At 51.7% G+C, this 16,202-nt stretch carries 16 protein-coding genes; 2 read left to right on the forward strand and 14 right to left on the reverse strand.

Annotated elements, in window-relative coordinates:
- Positions 1 to 9: 9 nt before the first annotated feature.
- A complete protein-coding gene (gene kdpA / locus J3361_RS11215; protein WP_207964604.1) occupies positions 10 to 1,704 on the reverse strand; it encodes a potassium-transporting ATPase subunit KdpA in 1,695 nt (564 codons plus the stop codon).
- Positions 1,705 to 1,712: 8 nt separating this feature from the next.
- Positions 1,713 to 1,802 (reverse strand): K(+)-transporting ATPase subunit F, encoded by a 90-nt coding sequence (gene kdpF / locus J3361_RS11220; protein ID WP_003218754.1) that lies wholly within the window; start codon positions 1,800 to 1,802, stop codon positions 1,713 to 1,715.
- Positions 1,803 to 2,197: 395 nt separating this feature from the next.
- Between kdpF and eat the strand changes: the two genes are divergently transcribed.
- Together eat and J3361_RS11230 are read left to right on the forward strand one after the other, a co-directional pair.
- Positions 2,198 to 3,562, forward strand: a complete 1,365-nt coding sequence (eat, locus tag J3361_RS11225) for an ethanolamine permease (protein WP_207964606.1) — start codon at positions 2,198 to 2,200, stop codon at positions 3,560 to 3,562.
- A 120-nt stretch (positions 3,563 to 3,682) separates the two neighbouring features.
- Positions 3,683 to 3,850: a DUF2897 family protein gene (locus J3361_RS11230; RefSeq protein ID WP_003183831.1), complete on the forward strand. Its 168-nt coding sequence runs from the start codon at positions 3,683 to 3,685 to the stop codon at positions 3,848 to 3,850.
- A gap of 188 nt (positions 3,851 to 4,038) precedes the next feature.
- Here J3361_RS11230 and J3361_RS11235 read toward each other — a convergent pair whose 3' ends face one another.
- From J3361_RS11235 to pseH, 12 genes are all read right to left on the reverse strand, one after another.
- On the reverse strand, positions 4,039 to 4,890 hold the full coding sequence (locus J3361_RS11235; protein WP_207964608.1) for a DUF1989 domain-containing protein: 852 nt from the start codon (positions 4,888 to 4,890) through the stop codon (positions 4,039 to 4,041).
- A gap of 15 nt (positions 4,891 to 4,905) precedes the next feature.
- On the reverse strand, positions 4,906 to 5,559 hold the full coding sequence (locus J3361_RS11240) for a GntR family transcriptional regulator (RefSeq protein WP_207964610.1): 654 nt from the start codon (positions 5,557 to 5,559) through the stop codon (positions 4,906 to 4,908).
- Positions 5,560 to 5,702: 143 nt separating this feature from the next.
- On the reverse strand, positions 5,703 to 6,038 hold the full coding sequence (locus J3361_RS11245) for a helix-hairpin-helix domain-containing protein (protein WP_207964612.1): 336 nt from the start codon (positions 6,036 to 6,038) through the stop codon (positions 5,703 to 5,705).
- Positions 6,039 to 6,152: 114 nt separating this feature from the next.
- Positions 6,153 to 8,147 (reverse strand): nucleoside-diphosphate sugar epimerase/dehydratase, encoded by a 1,995-nt coding sequence (locus tag J3361_RS11250; RefSeq protein WP_207964711.1) that lies wholly within the window; start codon positions 8,145 to 8,147, stop codon positions 6,153 to 6,155.
- Between the two features lie 114 nt (positions 8,148 to 8,261).
- Entirely contained in the window at positions 8,262 to 9,278 is a 1,017-nt protein-coding gene (locus J3361_RS11255) for a glycosyltransferase family 4 protein (protein ID WP_207964614.1), read from the reverse strand.
- Positions 9,279 to 9,305: 27 nt separating this feature from the next.
- Positions 9,306 to 10,268, reverse strand: coding sequence for an NAD-dependent epimerase/dehydratase family protein (locus J3361_RS11260; protein ID WP_207964616.1), 963 nt, complete (start codon positions 10,266 to 10,268; stop codon positions 9,306 to 9,308).
- Complete coding sequence (locus J3361_RS11265; RefSeq protein ID WP_347709627.1) at positions 10,265 to 11,362, reverse strand: glycosyltransferase family 4 protein; 1,098 nt, start codon at positions 11,360 to 11,362, stop codon at positions 10,265 to 10,267. Before J3361_RS11265 ends, J3361_RS11260 begins: the two co-directional genes overlap by 4 nt.
- 7 nt (positions 11,363 to 11,369) lie before the next feature.
- Positions 11,370 to 12,386, reverse strand: a complete 1,017-nt coding sequence (gene galE, locus J3361_RS11270) for a UDP-glucose 4-epimerase GalE (RefSeq protein ID WP_207964618.1) — start codon at positions 12,384 to 12,386, stop codon at positions 11,370 to 11,372.
- Positions 12,383 to 13,576 (reverse strand): hypothetical protein, encoded by a 1,194-nt coding sequence (locus J3361_RS11275; RefSeq protein ID WP_207964620.1) that lies wholly within the window; start codon positions 13,574 to 13,576, stop codon positions 12,383 to 12,385. Before J3361_RS11275 ends, galE begins: the two co-directional genes overlap by 4 nt.
- Positions 13,566 to 14,480, reverse strand: a complete 915-nt coding sequence (locus J3361_RS11280; protein ID WP_207964622.1) for a hypothetical protein — start codon at positions 14,478 to 14,480, stop codon at positions 13,566 to 13,568. Before J3361_RS11280 ends, J3361_RS11275 begins: the two co-directional genes overlap by 11 nt.
- Positions 14,481 to 14,587: 107 nt before the next feature.
- A complete protein-coding gene (gene pseI, locus J3361_RS11285) occupies positions 14,588 to 15,640 on the reverse strand; it encodes a pseudaminic acid synthase (RefSeq protein WP_207964624.1) in 1,053 nt (350 codons plus the stop codon).
- A 3-nt stretch (positions 15,641 to 15,643) separates the two neighbouring features.
- Positions 15,644 to 16,195: a UDP-4-amino-4,6-dideoxy-N-acetyl-beta-L-altrosamine N-acetyltransferase gene (pseH, locus tag J3361_RS11290; RefSeq protein WP_243458833.1), complete on the reverse strand. Its 552-nt coding sequence runs from the start codon at positions 16,193 to 16,195 to the stop codon at positions 15,644 to 15,646.
- Positions 16,196 to 16,202 lie beyond the last annotated feature (7 nt).

A 16,202-nucleotide genomic window follows, 5' to 3' on the forward strand; every position in this document is an offset into this window, starting at 1 on the left:
ATCAAGTCCTCAGAAGCCCATGCTCAGGTGCTCGGCAATCGGCCCCAGCGCCAGGGTCGGCAGGAAGGTCAAGCCGCCCACCAGCAGGATGGTCACGGTCAACAGGGTCACGAACAACGGGCCGTGGGTGGGGAAGCTGTTCTGACCAATCGGCGCGGACTTCTTCAAGGCCAGGCTGCCGGCCAACGCCAGCACCGGCAGGATGTAGCCGAACCGGCCAATCAACATGCCCAGGCCCAGCATCAGGTTGTGGAAAGGTGTGTTGGCGCCGAACCCGGCAAATGCCGAACCGTTGTTCGCCCCCGCCGAGGTGTAGGCGTACAACAACTGGCTGAAGCCGTGGGCCCCCGGATTGCTCACCGCCGCGGCCGGCCCGGGCAGGCTGGCGGCGACGGCACCCAGCACCAGCACGCTGACGGGCATTACCAGCAGGGTTGCCACCAACAGTTGCACCTCCCGGGCGCCGAGCTTCTTGCCCAGGTACTCCGGGGTGCGACCGATCATCAAGCCGGCCAGGAACACCGCCATCAGCACGTTCAACAACATCCCGTAGAGCCCAGCCCCAACGCCGCCGAAGATCACCTCGCCGACCATCATGTTCACCAGCGACACCATGCCGCTGAGCGGGCTGAGGCTGTCGTGCATGCCGTTGACTGAGCCGTTGGACGCCGCCGTGGTGGTCACCGACCACAACACCGTGGCGGTGGTGCCGAAGCGCGTTTCCTTGCCTTCCAGCGGTGCGGTTTGTTCGACGGCCGCGTTGTTCAGGGCCGGATTGGGCTGGTATTCGGCCCACAGTGACGTCGCGCCGCCGATCAGGAACAGCGCCAACATGCAGGCGATGATCGCGCGACTCTGACGCAGGTCCTTGACGTAATGGCCGAAGGTGAACACCAGCGCGGCGGGAATCAGAATGATCGACGCGACTTCGAACAGATTGCTCCAGGCCGTCGGGTTTTCGAACGGATGCGCCGAGTTGACGCCGAAGAAACCGCCGCCGTTGGTGCCCAGTTGCTTGATCGCGATCTGGCTCGCGGCCGGCCCCAACGGGATGACCTGATCGACGCCCTGCAGCGTGACCCCGTGCACATAATGGGCGAAGGTCTGCGGCACGCCCTGCCAGACCAGGAACAACGCCAGCACCAGGCACAGCGGCAACAGCCCGTAAAGGGTGGCGCGGGTCATGTCGACCCAAAAGTTACCCAGCGTCGTGGCGGACTTGCGCCCGATGCCGCGACACAGCGCCACCAGCACGGCCAGGCCGGTGGCGGCGCTGACAAAGTTCTGCACGGTCAGGCCGACCATCTGGCTCAAGTAGCTCAGGGACACTTCGCCGCTGTAGGACTGCCAGTTGGTGTTGGTCATGAAACTCACAGCCGTGTTGAAGGCCTGGGTCCACTCCATGCCGGGCAGTTGCTCGGTATTGAGGGGCAAATATCCCTGCAGCAGCAGAATCGTAAACAGCAAGACAAAACCTGCCAGGTTGAACGCGAGCAAGGCCAGGGTGTATTTCTGCCAGCTCTGCTCAGCGGTGGAATCAACACCCGCCAGGCGATAGCAGCCGCGCTCCACCGGGCCGAGAATCGGCGAAAGCCACGTGCGCTGGCCTTCCATCACTCGGTAATAAAACCGCCCCAGAAACGGTGCCGGAACCAGCACCAGGGCGAAAAAGGCGAGGATCAGCCCGAAGTCATAACCGTGCATAACCGCTCCTAGTTCCGATCGGCGCGCAGCAGCGCAACCAGCAGATAAATGAACAGCGCCACTGCCAGCAGCAGCGACACCCCGTCCAGAACACTCATGGGATTTCTCCGTGGTACGGCGTCGTGCCGTGTGGGGAGTGATTGTCGGCAGGGAGGCTGTAAAGGAACGAGATCGAGGGTGGGGTTGGGGGATAAAGAATCTGTAAAAAGTATTGGCTGGGCTGGCCTCATCGCGAGCAGGCTCGCTCCCACAATTGCTCTGTTGTGAATACGGAATCCGTGCCCACTGAGGATCCCCTGTGGGAGCGAGCCTGCTCGCGATGACGCCAGTCCCATCAACTTCGCCCTCAACTGGGGCACAAAACCAAACCATCCAGCAGCGAACATCCCCGATACGACACGATTTCACCCATTACGACCGCCCCCGCCACACTGGCACGCCCACTGCACAGCCCCTCCCCAGCGCTTTTGCTATGGATCGAGGGGAGCCACCGATGAACACACAACTCAAACCCACCCTGGGCACCCTGCACTTATGGGGCATTGCCGTCGGCCTGGTGATTTCCGGCGAGTACTTCGGCTGGAGCTACGGCTGGGGCGTGGCCGGCACGCTGGGCTTTTTAGTGACGTCATTCATGGTCGCGGCCATGTACACCTGCTTCATTTTCAGCTTCACCGAACTGACCACCGCCATTCCCCATGCCGGCGGGCCGTTTGCCTACAGCCGTCGTGCCTTCGGCGAGAAAGGCGGATTGATTGCCGGACTGGCGACGCTGATCGAATTCGTCTTCGCACCGCCGGCGATTGCCCTGGCCATCGGCGCCTACCTGAACGTGCAGTTCCCAGCGCTGGACCCGAAACACGCCGCCGTCGGCGCCTATATCGTGTTCATGGGCCTGAACATCCTCGGGGTCAAACTGGCCGCGACGTTCGAGTTGATTGTCTGCGTCCTGGCGGTGGCCGAACTGCTGGTGTTCATGGGCGTCGTCGCCCCGGCGTTCAGTTTCAGCAGCTTTGCCCTGAACGGCTGGGCCGGCTCCGATGTGCTCGGCGCACCGGCCATCGCTGGCATGTTCGCCGCGATTCCCTTCGCCATCTGGTTCTTCCTGGCCATCGAAGGCGCGGCCATGGCCGCCGAAGAAGCCAAGGACCCGAAACGCACGATTCCCAAAGCCTACATCAGCGGCATCCTGACCCTGGTGTTCCTGGCGATGGGCGTCATGTTCTTTGCTGGCGGCGTCGGCGATTGGCGCACCCTGTCGAACATCAACGATCCCCTGCCCCAAGCCATGAAAACCGTGGTCGGCGAAAGCTCCGGCTGGCTGCACATGCTGGTGTGGATCGGCCTGTTCGGCCTGGTGGCAAGTTTCCACGGCATCATCCTCGGCTACTCGCGGCAGTTCTTCGCCCTGGCCCGCGCCGGCTACCTGCCCGCCTCCCTCGCCAAGCTGTCACGCTTCCAGACCCCACACCGGGCGATCATCGCCGGCGGACTGATCGGCATTGCCGCGATCTACAGCGACGGCCTGATCAACCTCGGCGGCATGACCCTCACCGCCGCGATGATCACCATGGCCGTATTCGGCGCCATCGTCATGTACATCATGAGCATGCTCAGCCTGTTCAAGCTGCGTAAAACCGAACCCAACCTGGAACGTACCTTTCGCGCGCCGGGCTATCCGCTAGTACCCGGCATCGCCCTGGTATTGGCCGTGGTGTGCCTGGTGGCGATGGCCTGGTTCAACGCGCTGATCGGGCTGATTTTCCTTGGCTTCATGGCGGTGGGCTTTGTCTACTTCGTCCTCACCGCACAACTGCGTGCGGATGCTCCCGCCGATGCGATGCTGACCGGGCTGTGAGGTGAAGCCGGCCGAACGGGCGTAGTATTGAACCACTGCGAACAACATTCGCTCATAAGTGGTAAGTGCGATGGATTGGCGAAACGTTCGTCTGTCCATCGCGCCCTCAAGGAGAGCCCTATGCCCTGGTATGCCTGGTTGATTCTGATCGTAGCAATCGGCTCGATCGTGGGAGGCCTGATGATGCTGCGCGACACCGCCAACAAGGTCGAACTCACGGACGAACAGCGCAAGCGTGTGGCCGAGCGCAATGCCGAAATGGATGCGAAAGAAGCCAAGGATCGTTGATTACCTGGCTTGCTTAGTGCTTTTGTTTAGTGCTTTTGTGGCGAGGGAGCTTGCTCCCGCTGGGGCGCGAAGCGGCCCTAACCCTGCTGGCGCGGAGTGTCAGGCTAAATCGAGTTTTGGCCGTTGGGGCTGCTGCGCAGCCCAGCGGGAGCAAGCTCCCTCGCCACAAAAAGCCTGCGCCCGCTACATCACTTTTCCCAATCCGCCTTGGCGATATGCAAGCCATGCAACCCCTTGTACGCCGCCCGCTCAGGCTGGCTCCAGCCTTCCAGCATTGAATCCTCCAACCGATAGATCTCCACACCCAGAGGACGACAAACGCTGAGAGGATCCTGCGCCTCCGGCCCCCACATCGCCAGCGACAGGTCACCACCCGGACAGGTGGACAGGGCGCACAACAGATCGATCTCGGCAAAAAACTCCAGGTAATCGCCCTTCTGCGCCGGACAAGCCTTCATGAAATACATGTCGTCATGATTGAGTCCCGTGCATTGGAAAATATTCAACACATCATGCACATCGAACTCCGTCAGGCCGTGGGGCAACACCGCACGGGTCAGGTTCGAATGGCAGTGATGATGGAAATCCTCCCCGGTCAGCATCTTGTTTACATAGGGATCACAGCGCGTACCCAGCAGGTCGTGCAGTCGTCCACCATGCTCATCGATGCCATAGCCAGCCAGGCTGTCATCGGTGATGGTCACCAAGGGCCGCAGGAATGGCAGGTTCGACCACAATCGATCATGGGTGCTGACGTGGGCGCCCTGGAGCTGACGTGTGCGCGCCGCCCAGAGGCGTTCCCGCGGATCGTGGGCGTTCCAGACGTTGAAGTCTCCCACCTGCGGGCCCACCGGAGTGGTGACGCGGAACACATGCCCGGCGGGTACGTGCCAGGCGCGGCCGGTGCGGATGGGTACTTCGAACTGCTCGATCAGGGTGCGTTTGTCTTGCTCGGTGCGGATGCGGTCGTAGAAGGGTTTGTCCACCTGCAGGGCTGAACCTTTGCTGACCTGGTAGGCGGCTGGGTAGTCTTTGTACATGGCGCGGGTCCTTGATCAGGGGAGATGGGTGGGAGTTAGCAGTTGCAGAAGCAGTTGCTCGGAATCGTCGAGGTAAAGGCTCATCGCTTCGTGAGCCGCCGACTTGTCGCCTTCGGCCAGCCAATCATGAATGCGCCGGTCACGGGCCAGCCACGGCGCCTGAAAACGTGCCTCATCGGGTGCGGAGCTAAACACCAGGCGCAGTTGTGCGACCACATTGGTGAAAAACTCATCAAGTAATGGGCTGCGCATCAAACCAACGATGTGTTGATGGAACGCCAGGCCATGGGTACCGACCGAACGCCAATCCTCACGCTCCCGAGCCAGATCCGCTGCCTCGAGGGCTTCGAGCATTCGGTCTGACTGATACTCGCGTAATGGTTGGCTGCCTAGGATCGCCTGAAGCTCCAGGGTGCGACGGACCTTGAACAGATCTCGCACGTCATCGACACCCAGCCTGCGGACCATCACCCCTTTGTTGCGCACGTAACGGGTCAACCCTTCCTGGCCGAGACGGTGTAGCGCTTCGCGGATGGTGTTGCGTGAGGCGTTGTAAGCCGAGACCAAGTTGTTCTCTATAAGCGCCATGCCTGGCAGCAGGCGGCCGCCGATGATGTCGGCGCGTAGCTCCAGAGTGATCTGGTCGGCGAGGGAGAGAGTGTTGGTCATGAGTGGAGGACCTTGGATTGTTGAACAATCGGTTGGCTCTAGGTAACCATTATTTATGCCAACTTCTGGGAAACCTTCAGAATTCGCATCCATCAGATAGCAAAAAGGCCAGTCTATTCGACCGGCCTCTTTCAATCACAAACTCAATTCACTTCCAGCTTGTCACGGTTCCTGTCGAGAATCGACTTGCCGATCCCCTTGACCTCCAGCAATTCCTCTACTGAAGAAAACGGCCCATTACTCTCCCGATACGCAACAATCGCTTCGGCTTTGCCCTTGCCTATGCCTGACAGCTCGCGCTGCAGCGTTGCCGCATCCGCTCCGTTCAGATCCACCTTGGCCCCTTGCGTTTTGGCTGGCTGCTCCACGGCCTGAGGCGTAGCGACCGACTCGGGTTTGAGCACTGGGGCAGCGATAGCAGCAATCGAGGCGCTGGTCAGAAGGGCAAAAATCAAAGAGTAGAAGTAGCCTGTACGCATAAATGACGCTCCATGACATCGTTAAGAGAGAAGCAGCTTTTCCGAAGCTGCTTCTCAAACTTAGGCGATGAAGTGTCGTTGTCAAAAATGTGTACGTTACGGCGTGTGTAATAATCAGGGTTCGAGACGGCGTTGCTGGTAGATCCAGTCGACAATCTCACCGTCCGGAGCGTAGCCACTGACGGTATCGCGAAGTAGTTGGCGGACCCGGGTGTAGTCATCCTGCTCGATAGCGGCCAGCAATTCGGTCAGCTTGGTCTTGAGCACGTCCCAGGACAGGTGATCCTCGTTGGCACTCATAATCATCGGGTGCTGGGTCGCGACGACGTTGTCGCCAATCAGCAACTCTTCGTAAAGTTTCTCGCCTGGGCGCAGGCCGGTGAACTCGATTGAAATGTCGCCGTGGGGGTTCTTTTCCGAACGAACACTCAAGCCAGACAGGTGAATCATCTTTTCCGCCAGCTCGACAATCTTCACCGGTTCGCCCATGTCGAGGACAAAAACGTCTCCGCCCAACCCCATGGAACCCGCCTGAATCACCAACTGAGCAGCCTCGGGAATGGTCATGAAGTAACGTGTGATCTTCGGATGGGTGACGGTCAATGGCCCGCCGGATTTGATCTGTTTATGGAACAACGGAATAACCGAACCGGATGAACCTAGCACGTTGCCGAACCGAACCATGGTGAAACGGGTTTTATTGACTCTTGAGACGTTGGCCTTGTCACCGAATAGCACGGGGGCCAATTCCCGGCTAAGGGCCTGCAAAGTCAGTTCCGCAAGTCGCTTAGTGCTGCCCATTACATTGGTCGGGCGCACCGCTTTATCCGTGGAGATCAGAACGAAGTTCGATACACCTGCCTGCAACGCAGCTTGTGCCGTGTTCAACGTACCGATCACATTGTTCAGGACGCCTTCGGCGATGTTGTGCTCGACCATTGGGACATGCTTATAGGCGGCGGCGTGGTAGACCGTATCGACGTTCCAGGTCTTCATCACATCCAGCAGTTTATCCTGGTCTCGTACCGAACCAAGGATAGGCAACAACCGAACCGACAACGACTCGCGAATAACACGAGGTTCAAGTTCGGAGAGAATGCTGTAGAGGTTGAATTCACTGTGCTCGTACAGCAACAGCGTCGTAGGTTTCAATGCCAGGATTTGCCGACAGAGCTCGGAGCCAATCGAACCACCGGCCCCTGTGACCAAAACCGATTGGCCAGCGATACAGTGCTCCAGCAGGTCAGGTTGTGCGGGGACCGGATCGCGCCCAAGAAGGTCCGCAATATCCACTTCCTGGATGTCATCGACCTTGACCCTGCCGCTGGCCAGATCCATGAACCCAGGGACACTGCGCACATGCAACGGGAAGCCTTCAAGCAACGTCAGGATTTCTCGACGGCGACCACGTGACGAGGAAGGCACAGCCAGCAAAATTTCCTGAGCGCCAGTGGCGTCGATCATCTTTTGAATATGCTTGGGCTGGTAGACCTGTAGCCCAGCGATCACGCGGTCCGCGATGCTTCTATCGTCATCGATGAACGCGACCGGTCGCATCACTCGCCCCATTCGCAGCGCGGCCACAAGCTGGTTACCTGCGGCCCCGGCACCATAAATAGCGACCTTGGGCAGGCCGTCATCGCGGTTGGTAAAGGGTACGTGCTGGGCTGCGGTAAACCAGTCACCCAGGAAGTATTGCCGCATCATCAGGCGCAAACCGCCAATCATGATCAGGCTCAACCACCAGTAGTTGAAAATGATGGATCGTGGCACCACGGTTTTATGGTTACTGTACCAATACACCAAGAGCGCCAACAGCAAAGCTGAAAGACTGACCGCCTTGCAAATGGTGATCAGCGCATCGTTGCCAAAATAACGCATGACAGCGCGGTACATGCCGAAGCGAATGAAAATCGGAATAGCGATCAGCGGAGCGGATACGAAAAGCCACAGATGCGTTTCGATTGGGCTGGCCAACGCCTCGACGCCCAGTCGAACGACAAATGCCAGCCATAAGGCGAACCAAACCAAAACCACATCAGTGGCTACCTGGATCGCGCGCTTGTGGCGTCGGGGCAGCCCCAACAACGCCGATCGTATTTTATCCATAACCCCTTCACGCACCTTGGCCAGCTCCTAAAGCAAATGCATTCCTGAAGCACGCAATTATATTTCCATCTCTTAGACAACCGATAAGAAAAAACGCGAACCTTTACACTGAAATCAGGTTTTTTCCAGCTCACCCGCATGAAACCTGACGGCAAGCAGCACCAACGGAACGTAAGCGACTGTCAGAGCCAACACTCCATCCATGCCCCACAAAACGACACATGCCGCCAGCGGCAGGAGCCAGAACAAGTTAATCATCGCCACCGCCGCGGTTACCGGTAAATGGCGACCATACTGACGCGAAGCGAATTGGTACGCATGGCTTCGGTGGGCTTCGTACACCTTATCGCCTCGTAGCAGGCGTCGTATCAAGGTGACGGTCGCATCGACGATGAATACACCCAACAAAATTAGCCAGACCCAAAGCAGCTTGGGTGAAGTCCAAGCTGCCTGCAACGACAACAGACCGAGGATGATACCGAGAAATCCGCTTCCCGCGTCCCCCATAAAAATTCGTGCGGGAGGGAAGTTCCAGTAAAGAAACCCTCCCACTGCCATTGCGAGTACCAGTGGTGCCACAACCAAGCTATCAAAGCCCCCCAACCAGTAAAGCAGGCAAGCCCCGAGGCAAGCGCAAATCGCCTCGACGCTGGCGATACCGTCGATACCGTCCATGAAGTTGTATAGATTGAGCATCCAGACCAGGTAGAAGACTGCCAGGGCGTGCCCAAACCAAGCTAATTCAAGTTCAAGACCAAAAAAGCTGATTGCCGGCAGACCGCCCAACCAACACAACGCCCAAATTGACGCCGCGAAATGCCCGAGCAACCGCCAGCGGGCAGCGATGTGACCATGATCGTCCAAGAATCCCAGCACAGCGATCCCAGATCCCGCTCCAAGCATTGCCCACATGACTGACCAAGGCAGGACGCCGGTAGTTGCCAGTATGGGCAAGGCCAGCAGGAAGCTTAGGACGATCGCCACGCCGCCACCACGAGGGGTGGGGACTGTATGTGAGCTACGGGCGTTGGGGATGTCGATAATGCTTCGGGCCAACGCATAACAGCGCAAACTATAAGTTAAGATCAATGACAACCCGACAACCGACAACAATAGAAAGAATAAAGTCATTTTATGCTAGCCATATGTAGAAACCCGTTAAAGCGAATGCTTACGCAACTTATAAGCCATGCCAGCTTGAACCAAAGCTTTTACCGGATCAATAGGCGGCGTCCAACCTAATAGATCCTTAGCTTTACTTGAGTCAATAACGAGAGACTTACATAATTGCGTGTATACGGAAATCCGGCAACATATTGTGGCCATCGATCGAAGAAACAAATCTGGTACCGGAAACAGGATTGAACGCTTCCCCATGCCTCGGGCGATCATTCGAATGATATCAGGAGTCGAAAAATCTTCACCATCCGAAACCAGGAAAAGCTCGTTGCCTGCTATTTTATTATCCACGCAGACCTTAATGAAGTCCGTAAGATTCTCTAATGCGATGATACTTCTAGCATTGCGAACACCTCCCAATGGTAAAGGCAAACCCATATCAACCGCCTTCAATAATCGAGAGAAATTCCCAGGTGCATCGAAGGAATACACTAAAGGTGGCCGAATAATCACCAACTCCATTGAGCTATTTCGCGCAATCGCCCTAAGTTCCTCTTCAGCCTCCATTTTTGACACAGCATAGTCTGCATGAGGCAGACAAGGAGAGTCTTCATTGACGGAAGCATTCGTAGTCACAGCCCCATTTACACCAATTGAGCTAATAAATATGAAACGTTTAACTCGATGTTCCAAAGACTGTTTCGCAAGTGAGACAGCGCCCCCCACATTCACCCGCCGAAATTCGCATAAAGGATTACGGAACGATTCATTTAAAACATGAGCACGTGCAGCCAAGTGAATAACCACATCGACACCAGATAAGGCTGAATGCCAATCAGTATCAAAAGATATATCACCAACAGAGATATATGTTTCTCGTGAGGAAATAACCCTCCCCTCCCCTCTTACAGCGCCGACCAAATCAAAATCTGTAGTACTCAAAAGATCGGAAATCAAGTTCCGGCCTAAAAAACCCTTAGCCCCGGTAATTAGAACCTTCATTTCAAAACATCTCGGTAAATAGAAAGCGTCTTATCCAACATCCTATCAAACAAAAACGCCTCCTCAAATTGCTCCCTTCCTGCCGCTCCCATTGCGCGTCTCATTTCGGAAGAGCCAAGCATAGACCTAATAGCCTCAGCCAATTTGTTAATATCGTTTCTTGCCACAAGTATACCCGTACGCCCGTCTTGGACTGCTTCGCTAACCCCCCCTACGTCGGAAGCTATTACTGGCAGGCCCGCACGCATAGCCTCAAGAATAGTAAGAGGAAATCCTTCCCAGTTTGTGATCAGTAAAAAAATCTGAGAGCTATTTAATCTCTTAGGAATATCGTCACAAGCCCCCGAGAACAATATGCGCCCTTCTAACCCAAACTGCTTTACAAGTTGCTTTGTATTAAAAATAGAAGGACCATCACCTACAAACTCCAACACCCATGGAATATCCTGCAACAATGCTAGCGCTTTCACCAAACTAACGTGATCTTTTTGCTCATCAAATCGAGCAACCATAATCATCTTGGGCAAAGCAGAATCCTGACAAATGGAGTTATCTAACTCAAGCGCAGGCATTCCATTGTGCACGGTACAAATAAGGCCTTCATCTCCTACCCCTGAACTTAGTGCAATTTTCCGATCATAGTCGGAGACAGTGATAATTCGGCTTACAAAAAGAGCCATCACACGTTCGATTATCTTATAAACCTTACGCCGCCCGGTCGACACCCCCTCAGTAAACGCCCAACCATGCGCTGTAAAAATAGCAGGTGTACCTAGAGATTTAGCTACTAATCGTCCTAAAATACCCACTTTGGAGGAATGGAGGTGAATGAGATCAGGCTGAATAGCCTTTATATATTTTCGCAGTTCAAAAAAAGCAAAAATATCCTTAAACGGATCTATATTTCGGACCAAAAATCTCAAAGAGATAACAGGAATGTTTTTTTTGTTGGCACGCGTTACAAAGACTCCCTCTCCGCCCACCATGACGATAACTTCGTGCCCAGCCTTTTGCGCACCGCTAGCCAGATCAAGTACGTGAACACTCGCTCCGCCCATAGTATCTGAGCGTGTAATTACATAGACGATTTTCACTTACAATTCATCCTCCGTATCCGCTGGGACTATTAAGCTGCCATCGCCAAGTATCTTCTACCATTTTTTCCAACCCATACTCAGCGCGCCAAGAGAGCTCAACCTCGGCTTTTGTAGTATCCGCCCAGCAAGCGGCTATGTCACCCAAACGGCGCGGCATAATTTTAATAGGTATTGTTTTTCCACTCACCGCCTCAAAAGCCCTAACAACCTGCATTACAGAGTAACCAACACCGGTACCAAGATTCCAAACATGTTTTCCTGCATGCCTATCCAGATATACCAGAGCTGCGAGATGTCCTCTCACGAGGTCAACAACATGTATATAATCCCGAACACCGGTACCATCAGGTGTCGGATAGTCATCACCATAAACCGACAACTCAAACAACTTACCAATGGCGACCTGACTTAGATAAGGAAGCAAGTTATTAGGTGTACCGTTAGGAGCCTCCCCTATGAGGCCGCTTTCATGAGCACCGATTGGATTAAAGTATCTAAGAATAGCAATTGACCATCGGGGATCCGAAACAGCAACATCAGTTAGTATATTCTCAACAAACAGCTTTGAGCGACCATATGGATTACTTGGACTATTAGCAAATGAAGATTCGACAATTGGATTTTCTATGGGATCACCATAAACAGTCGCGGAGGAACTGAATATCAGGCTAAAAACATTAGCTTTTTCCATTGCCTTGAGCAGCACCATGCTGCCATAGACGTTATTATCGTAATAAAGAATTGGATCGCACACACTTTGCCCTACAGCTTTAAGACCTGCAAAATGTGCGACTTTATCTATAGCATATTCTGAAAAAATCCGATCCAGCAGTTGAGCATCTCGAACATCGCCCTCTATAAAAATCGGCTCTTTCCCAGATAACAAGCCAACTCTTTCAATCGCTGCTTGGGCGCTATTTGATAAATTATCTAACACTACAACCTCATACCCGAAAAGCAGGAGTTCAAGAACGAAATGCGATCCTATATAACCCGCCCCACCGGTCACTAGCACTCTCATAACCCCTCCCGCCTTGAAGCCCTAACGCCATTAGAGCTAAGCCCTGCAACAGCCCGAAGAACTAGTATTGCCACAAAATAAAGATAAAAATCAAAACCACCAAAACTATTAACAAACGGAAGCAAAAAGATGGAAAGAAGCACAATCAACATTGATCCCACCCCCAAAAACCTCGCCGACCTCAATACCACTCCATAAATCATTCCCAAAAACATCATAAAAGCTATCGAAAAATTCCCAAAGGCATTATAAGCAGTTCCAGCCATAGTGTAGTACATACCGGGTCTAATAACCTCCTGAGTTTGATCAAGAAATTTAGCAAAATGAGGGAGCACTATAACGATATCGGAAAACCAGCCATCAAAACTACCAAACATATATGAAAACTCAAAAAAACCATGTGCTAGATACTGATTAGCCTGAAGAAAAGGGAATATAACCAACAGAGCATTTCCTTCGCCCGCTAGCGCATCAATCCAATCTGAGTATGGAACAAAAAAAGCATAACCAAGAGAGCTAACCGAAACAAGCATTGACTGCACGTCTACTTCCCTACCCGCAAGGGAGATAAATCTGAAAACAAATAGAAGACCGGACAGCAACACTAACACTGGCAATACAAAAAGAAATTTCTTAAAACTGAAATAACGCCCTAACAACATAACCAATGCAACCAACACCACACCACGTGACCCTGAAGCAAGCAGATCAACAAATATAAGAACCACCATAATCAAGGGAACAATCTTAATCTTCGCCCCAACGACTGATTTCGCTCGCTGCAGATATGCATCCATGCTTACGAAAAAGAAAGGTAGCAAGAACGAACCAAGAAAGGAAAAAATATTAGTCCCGGCTTTACGCGCCTGCCTGTAACTTTCAATAGAAAAATAATTATCTACCGGTCGAAAATAAAACCGATCCAACACTCGAAACAAAAATGTAAGCACCAAAAAAAACATAAATAATTGAAAAAAAATCGATACTCCACCATCATGCCGCTTATTGTCGGGAGGCATATCAATAAAAAACAGCGCCATATAAAAAATTATGTATGAGCAAAGAAAATACAAACAATATTCAATGCCGACATTTTCATAGTTGGGCTGAATCAACGGCGAAAACATAGCAGAGAAAAAAACAAACCAAGAACATAAAATCGCCTTAAGCAAGTTCTTATCAACCTTCAACACACAGCACCTCTGCCCCTATTAACCCCATTAATGGCGCCACCCCTGAAAATAGCAAGCTGGTCTGCTCATTACCCAAGCAATATATCTTTGCTGTTTTTGAATATGCTCTAACCACGATTGACGCAGAAGAATAGAAAGAATACATCTCTGTAATATTTTTATGCATCGCAAAGCACTCAAAACTACCATCAATACAGTACGCCCAGTCAGTCTCTGCAAGCATAGCCGACAACAACGTCTCTCTAGATGGGTGTGGCTTATAGTAAAATCTTTCCTGCGACCCTGAAAATTTCAGCTTAAAGTAATCAAAAATCTTAACCGCATTATAATAGCTCAATACCGTCGGCGTACTATCAAGAAATACAACTACAGACTCATGTAATCCATCCATAGATCCAAACTCATCTTCAGGCAGCACAATGCTAATTATTTTGCTTCTAAAACAACTCCCACACTCAGCAAACAGCTTTGGATACAAACAATAATACTGCTCAATATTTGCGGAAATCAATATATCCTTGTACCCAACCCCCGCCCTCAATAAACCACTTATTTTCTTTGACAGCGTCGAATAAAATGCCACGACCAACCCACTTGGAGCCAATGAGTTATTATAGTAAGCGATACCATCATCATATAATGAGACTTTTCTACTCGCGCAGATAAATAGCGAAAACCATAAATTGTATGGATGTGAAACGACAACGTGCGACTTACGATCAATTAAACAACGAGCTAGCATAATCAATCCGTCACAACGTCCTTTCAGCCACACTCGCCAATCTTTAGTGTCCCCGCGGCGTCTCAGATCAATAATTCTGTAAATCTCAGAGGGCCAGTTTTTACTAAAATTTTCAGCAAGAAGAAGGTGAAAATTCGTTACACACACAATATACTTCATATACCCCCTATTGCTCCCTTAAATAATCAATTGAATGAGAAAGCAATCACCTCCCATGCAACTTACAACTACTCAAACCAGCTTACCAATTAATTATTTTAGTTTACTTACCTTCCTATTTGTGCCGCCAAAACCGGAGTATTTTGTTGCACATCACACAACAGAGTCTTACCACAAACATCTAAATAGTATTTCGGAGCCAAACCAAACCCAGGTCTCACGCTCCGAATAGAATCGGGAGTTATAATATCACCCGCCTTCAATGCTTTTACAAAATATAAGGAGCGTCTAAATTGCACATTTCCCTGCTCGCTAGACTTCCTACCATAGTCAATGCTTCCTAATGCAGCCCATGCTGTTTTGCTGTCTTTGCATAAAGCTGAAAGCTCTTTTGGCTCTAGCGAAAAACTGTCATCAGGCCCACCACCACTCCGATCAAGAGTGAAGTGCTTTTCAATGATTGATGCGCCCAACGCAACGCTGGTTATAGCAGTAGTGTTATCTAATGTATGATCGGATAAGCCTGTTACTAAACCATGACGCTGAATCATATCGGGTATAGTTCGCAGGTTATAATCCTGTGCAGGGGCGGGATAACCACTGACACAATGGAGTATTGCCAATTCTTTGCAACCGCCGTCTCGTGCGGCCTCAATAGCCTCGGTTATCTCCAGAGTATCGGCCATGCCAGTGGAGATGATCATAGGTTTCCCGGTGCTAGCGACATATTTGATCAATGGCAAGTCAACCGCTTCAAAAGATGCGATTTTATAAGCTGGAGTTCCTAAACTTTCCAAAAGGTCTACTGCGGTAGTATCAAACGGAGAACTAAAAATTGTAATCCCCAGTTTTCTTGCATATTCAAACAATGGAACATGCCATTCCCAAGGCATTTGTGCCTCTAGATAAAGCTCATATAAAGATCTACCATCCCACAATCCACCCTTGATTTGAAATTCTGGCGCATCAGAATTAAGAGTAATTGTATCTGCCGTGTAAGTTTGCAACTTGACCGCATCGGCGCCAGCTTTTTTAGCGACCTCGATTAAATTCAACGCAGTATCTAATTTCCCGTTATGATTTGCGGACAGCTCTGCGATAACATAAGGTGAATGATCGACACCTATTTTTCGTCCAGCTATAGAAATTTCCGGATTCATTTTTCAACCCTTGGATATTTTAATCAATTTTTCATACATATAAGGTCTATGGACCTTCCACTCTCTAGAGAGAATACCAAGCTTATATATATCAACATATTTACCATCAACCAGATGATGCTCGCGAAGCACACCCTCAACTTTAAAACTAAATTTCTGATGAAGCTTTACTACAGCCGAATTAAATTCCAAAACCTCACATACTAACTTATGCAAGTGCATACGATGAAATGCATAATCCAACGCAAGAAATTCCATTTTGCTTCCTGCTCCTTTTGGAGCATCGGGCGCAGCATAGAACGCCCAAGATGAGATAGAGCTAACACCATCGATATTATTGAAGGCAACGATTCCCGTTGGCCTTCCATCGAGTTCATACATAAGATACAGCTGATCGTCGGAGTGCTGGACTCGTTCCCACCAAGCTAAATGCTCCTTGAGAGCTATCTCATGCCTTGTATACATATTCGCGCGTACATTGGGTGCATTCCGCCAGGCAAGCATCAACTCAAGTTCATCGGTTTTGATTTTACGAAGTTGACCGAAGATTTCCATCATCATA

Origin of the sequence: Pseudomonas sp. OA65 (assembly GCF_017498305.1) — a bacterium.
GTDB classification, from domain to species: Bacteria; Pseudomonadota; Gammaproteobacteria; order Pseudomonadales; family Pseudomonadaceae; genus Aquipseudomonas; species Aquipseudomonas zanjanensis.

Coding starts and splice junctions, on each gene's coding strand:
- J3361_RS11245 (WP_207964612.1), bottom strand. CDS start 6,038: ATGCGTACAGGCTACTTCTACTCTTTGATTTTTGCCCTTCTGACCAGC.
- pseH (WP_243458833.1), bottom strand. CDS start 16,195: ATGGAAATCTTCGGTCAACTTCGTAAAATCAAAACCGATGAACTTGAG.
- kdpA (WP_207964604.1), bottom strand. CDS start 1,704: ATGCACGGTTATGACTTCGGGCTGATCCTCGCCTTTTTCGCCCTGGTG.
- galE (WP_207964618.1), bottom strand. CDS start 12,386: ATGAGAGTGCTAGTGACCGGTGGGGCGGGTTATATAGGATCGCATTTC.
- J3361_RS11280 (WP_207964622.1), bottom strand. CDS start 14,480: ATGAAGTATATTGTGTGTGTAACGAATTTTCACCTTCTTCTTGCTGAA.
- pseI (WP_207964624.1), bottom strand. CDS start 15,640: ATGAATCCGGAAATTTCTATAGCTGGACGAAAAATAGGTGTCGATCAT.
- J3361_RS11235 (WP_207964608.1), bottom strand. CDS start 4,890: ATGTACAAAGACTACCCAGCCGCCTACCAGGTCAGCAAAGGTTCAGCC.
- J3361_RS11250 (WP_207964711.1), bottom strand. CDS start 8,147: ATGGATAAAATACGATCGGCGTTGTTGGGGCTGCCCCGACGCCACAAG.
- J3361_RS11240 (WP_207964610.1), bottom strand. CDS start 5,559: ATGACCAACACTCTCTCCCTCGCCGACCAGATCACTCTGGAGCTACGC.
- J3361_RS11260 (WP_207964616.1), bottom strand. CDS start 10,268: ATGAAGGTTCTAATTACCGGGGCTAAGGGTTTTTTAGGCCGGAACTTG.
- eat (WP_207964606.1), top strand. CDS start 2,198: ATGAACACACAACTCAAACCCACCCTGGGCACCCTGCACTTATGGGGC.
- kdpF (WP_003218754.1), bottom strand. CDS start 1,802: ATGAGTGTTCTGGACGGGGTGTCGCTGCTGCTGGCAGTGGCGCTGTTC.
- J3361_RS11230 (WP_003183831.1), top strand. CDS start 3,683: ATGCCCTGGTATGCCTGGTTGATTCTGATCGTAGCAATCGGCTCGATC.
- J3361_RS11255 (WP_207964614.1), bottom strand. CDS start 9,278: ATGACTTTATTCTTTCTATTGTTGTCGGTTGTCGGGTTGTCATTGATC.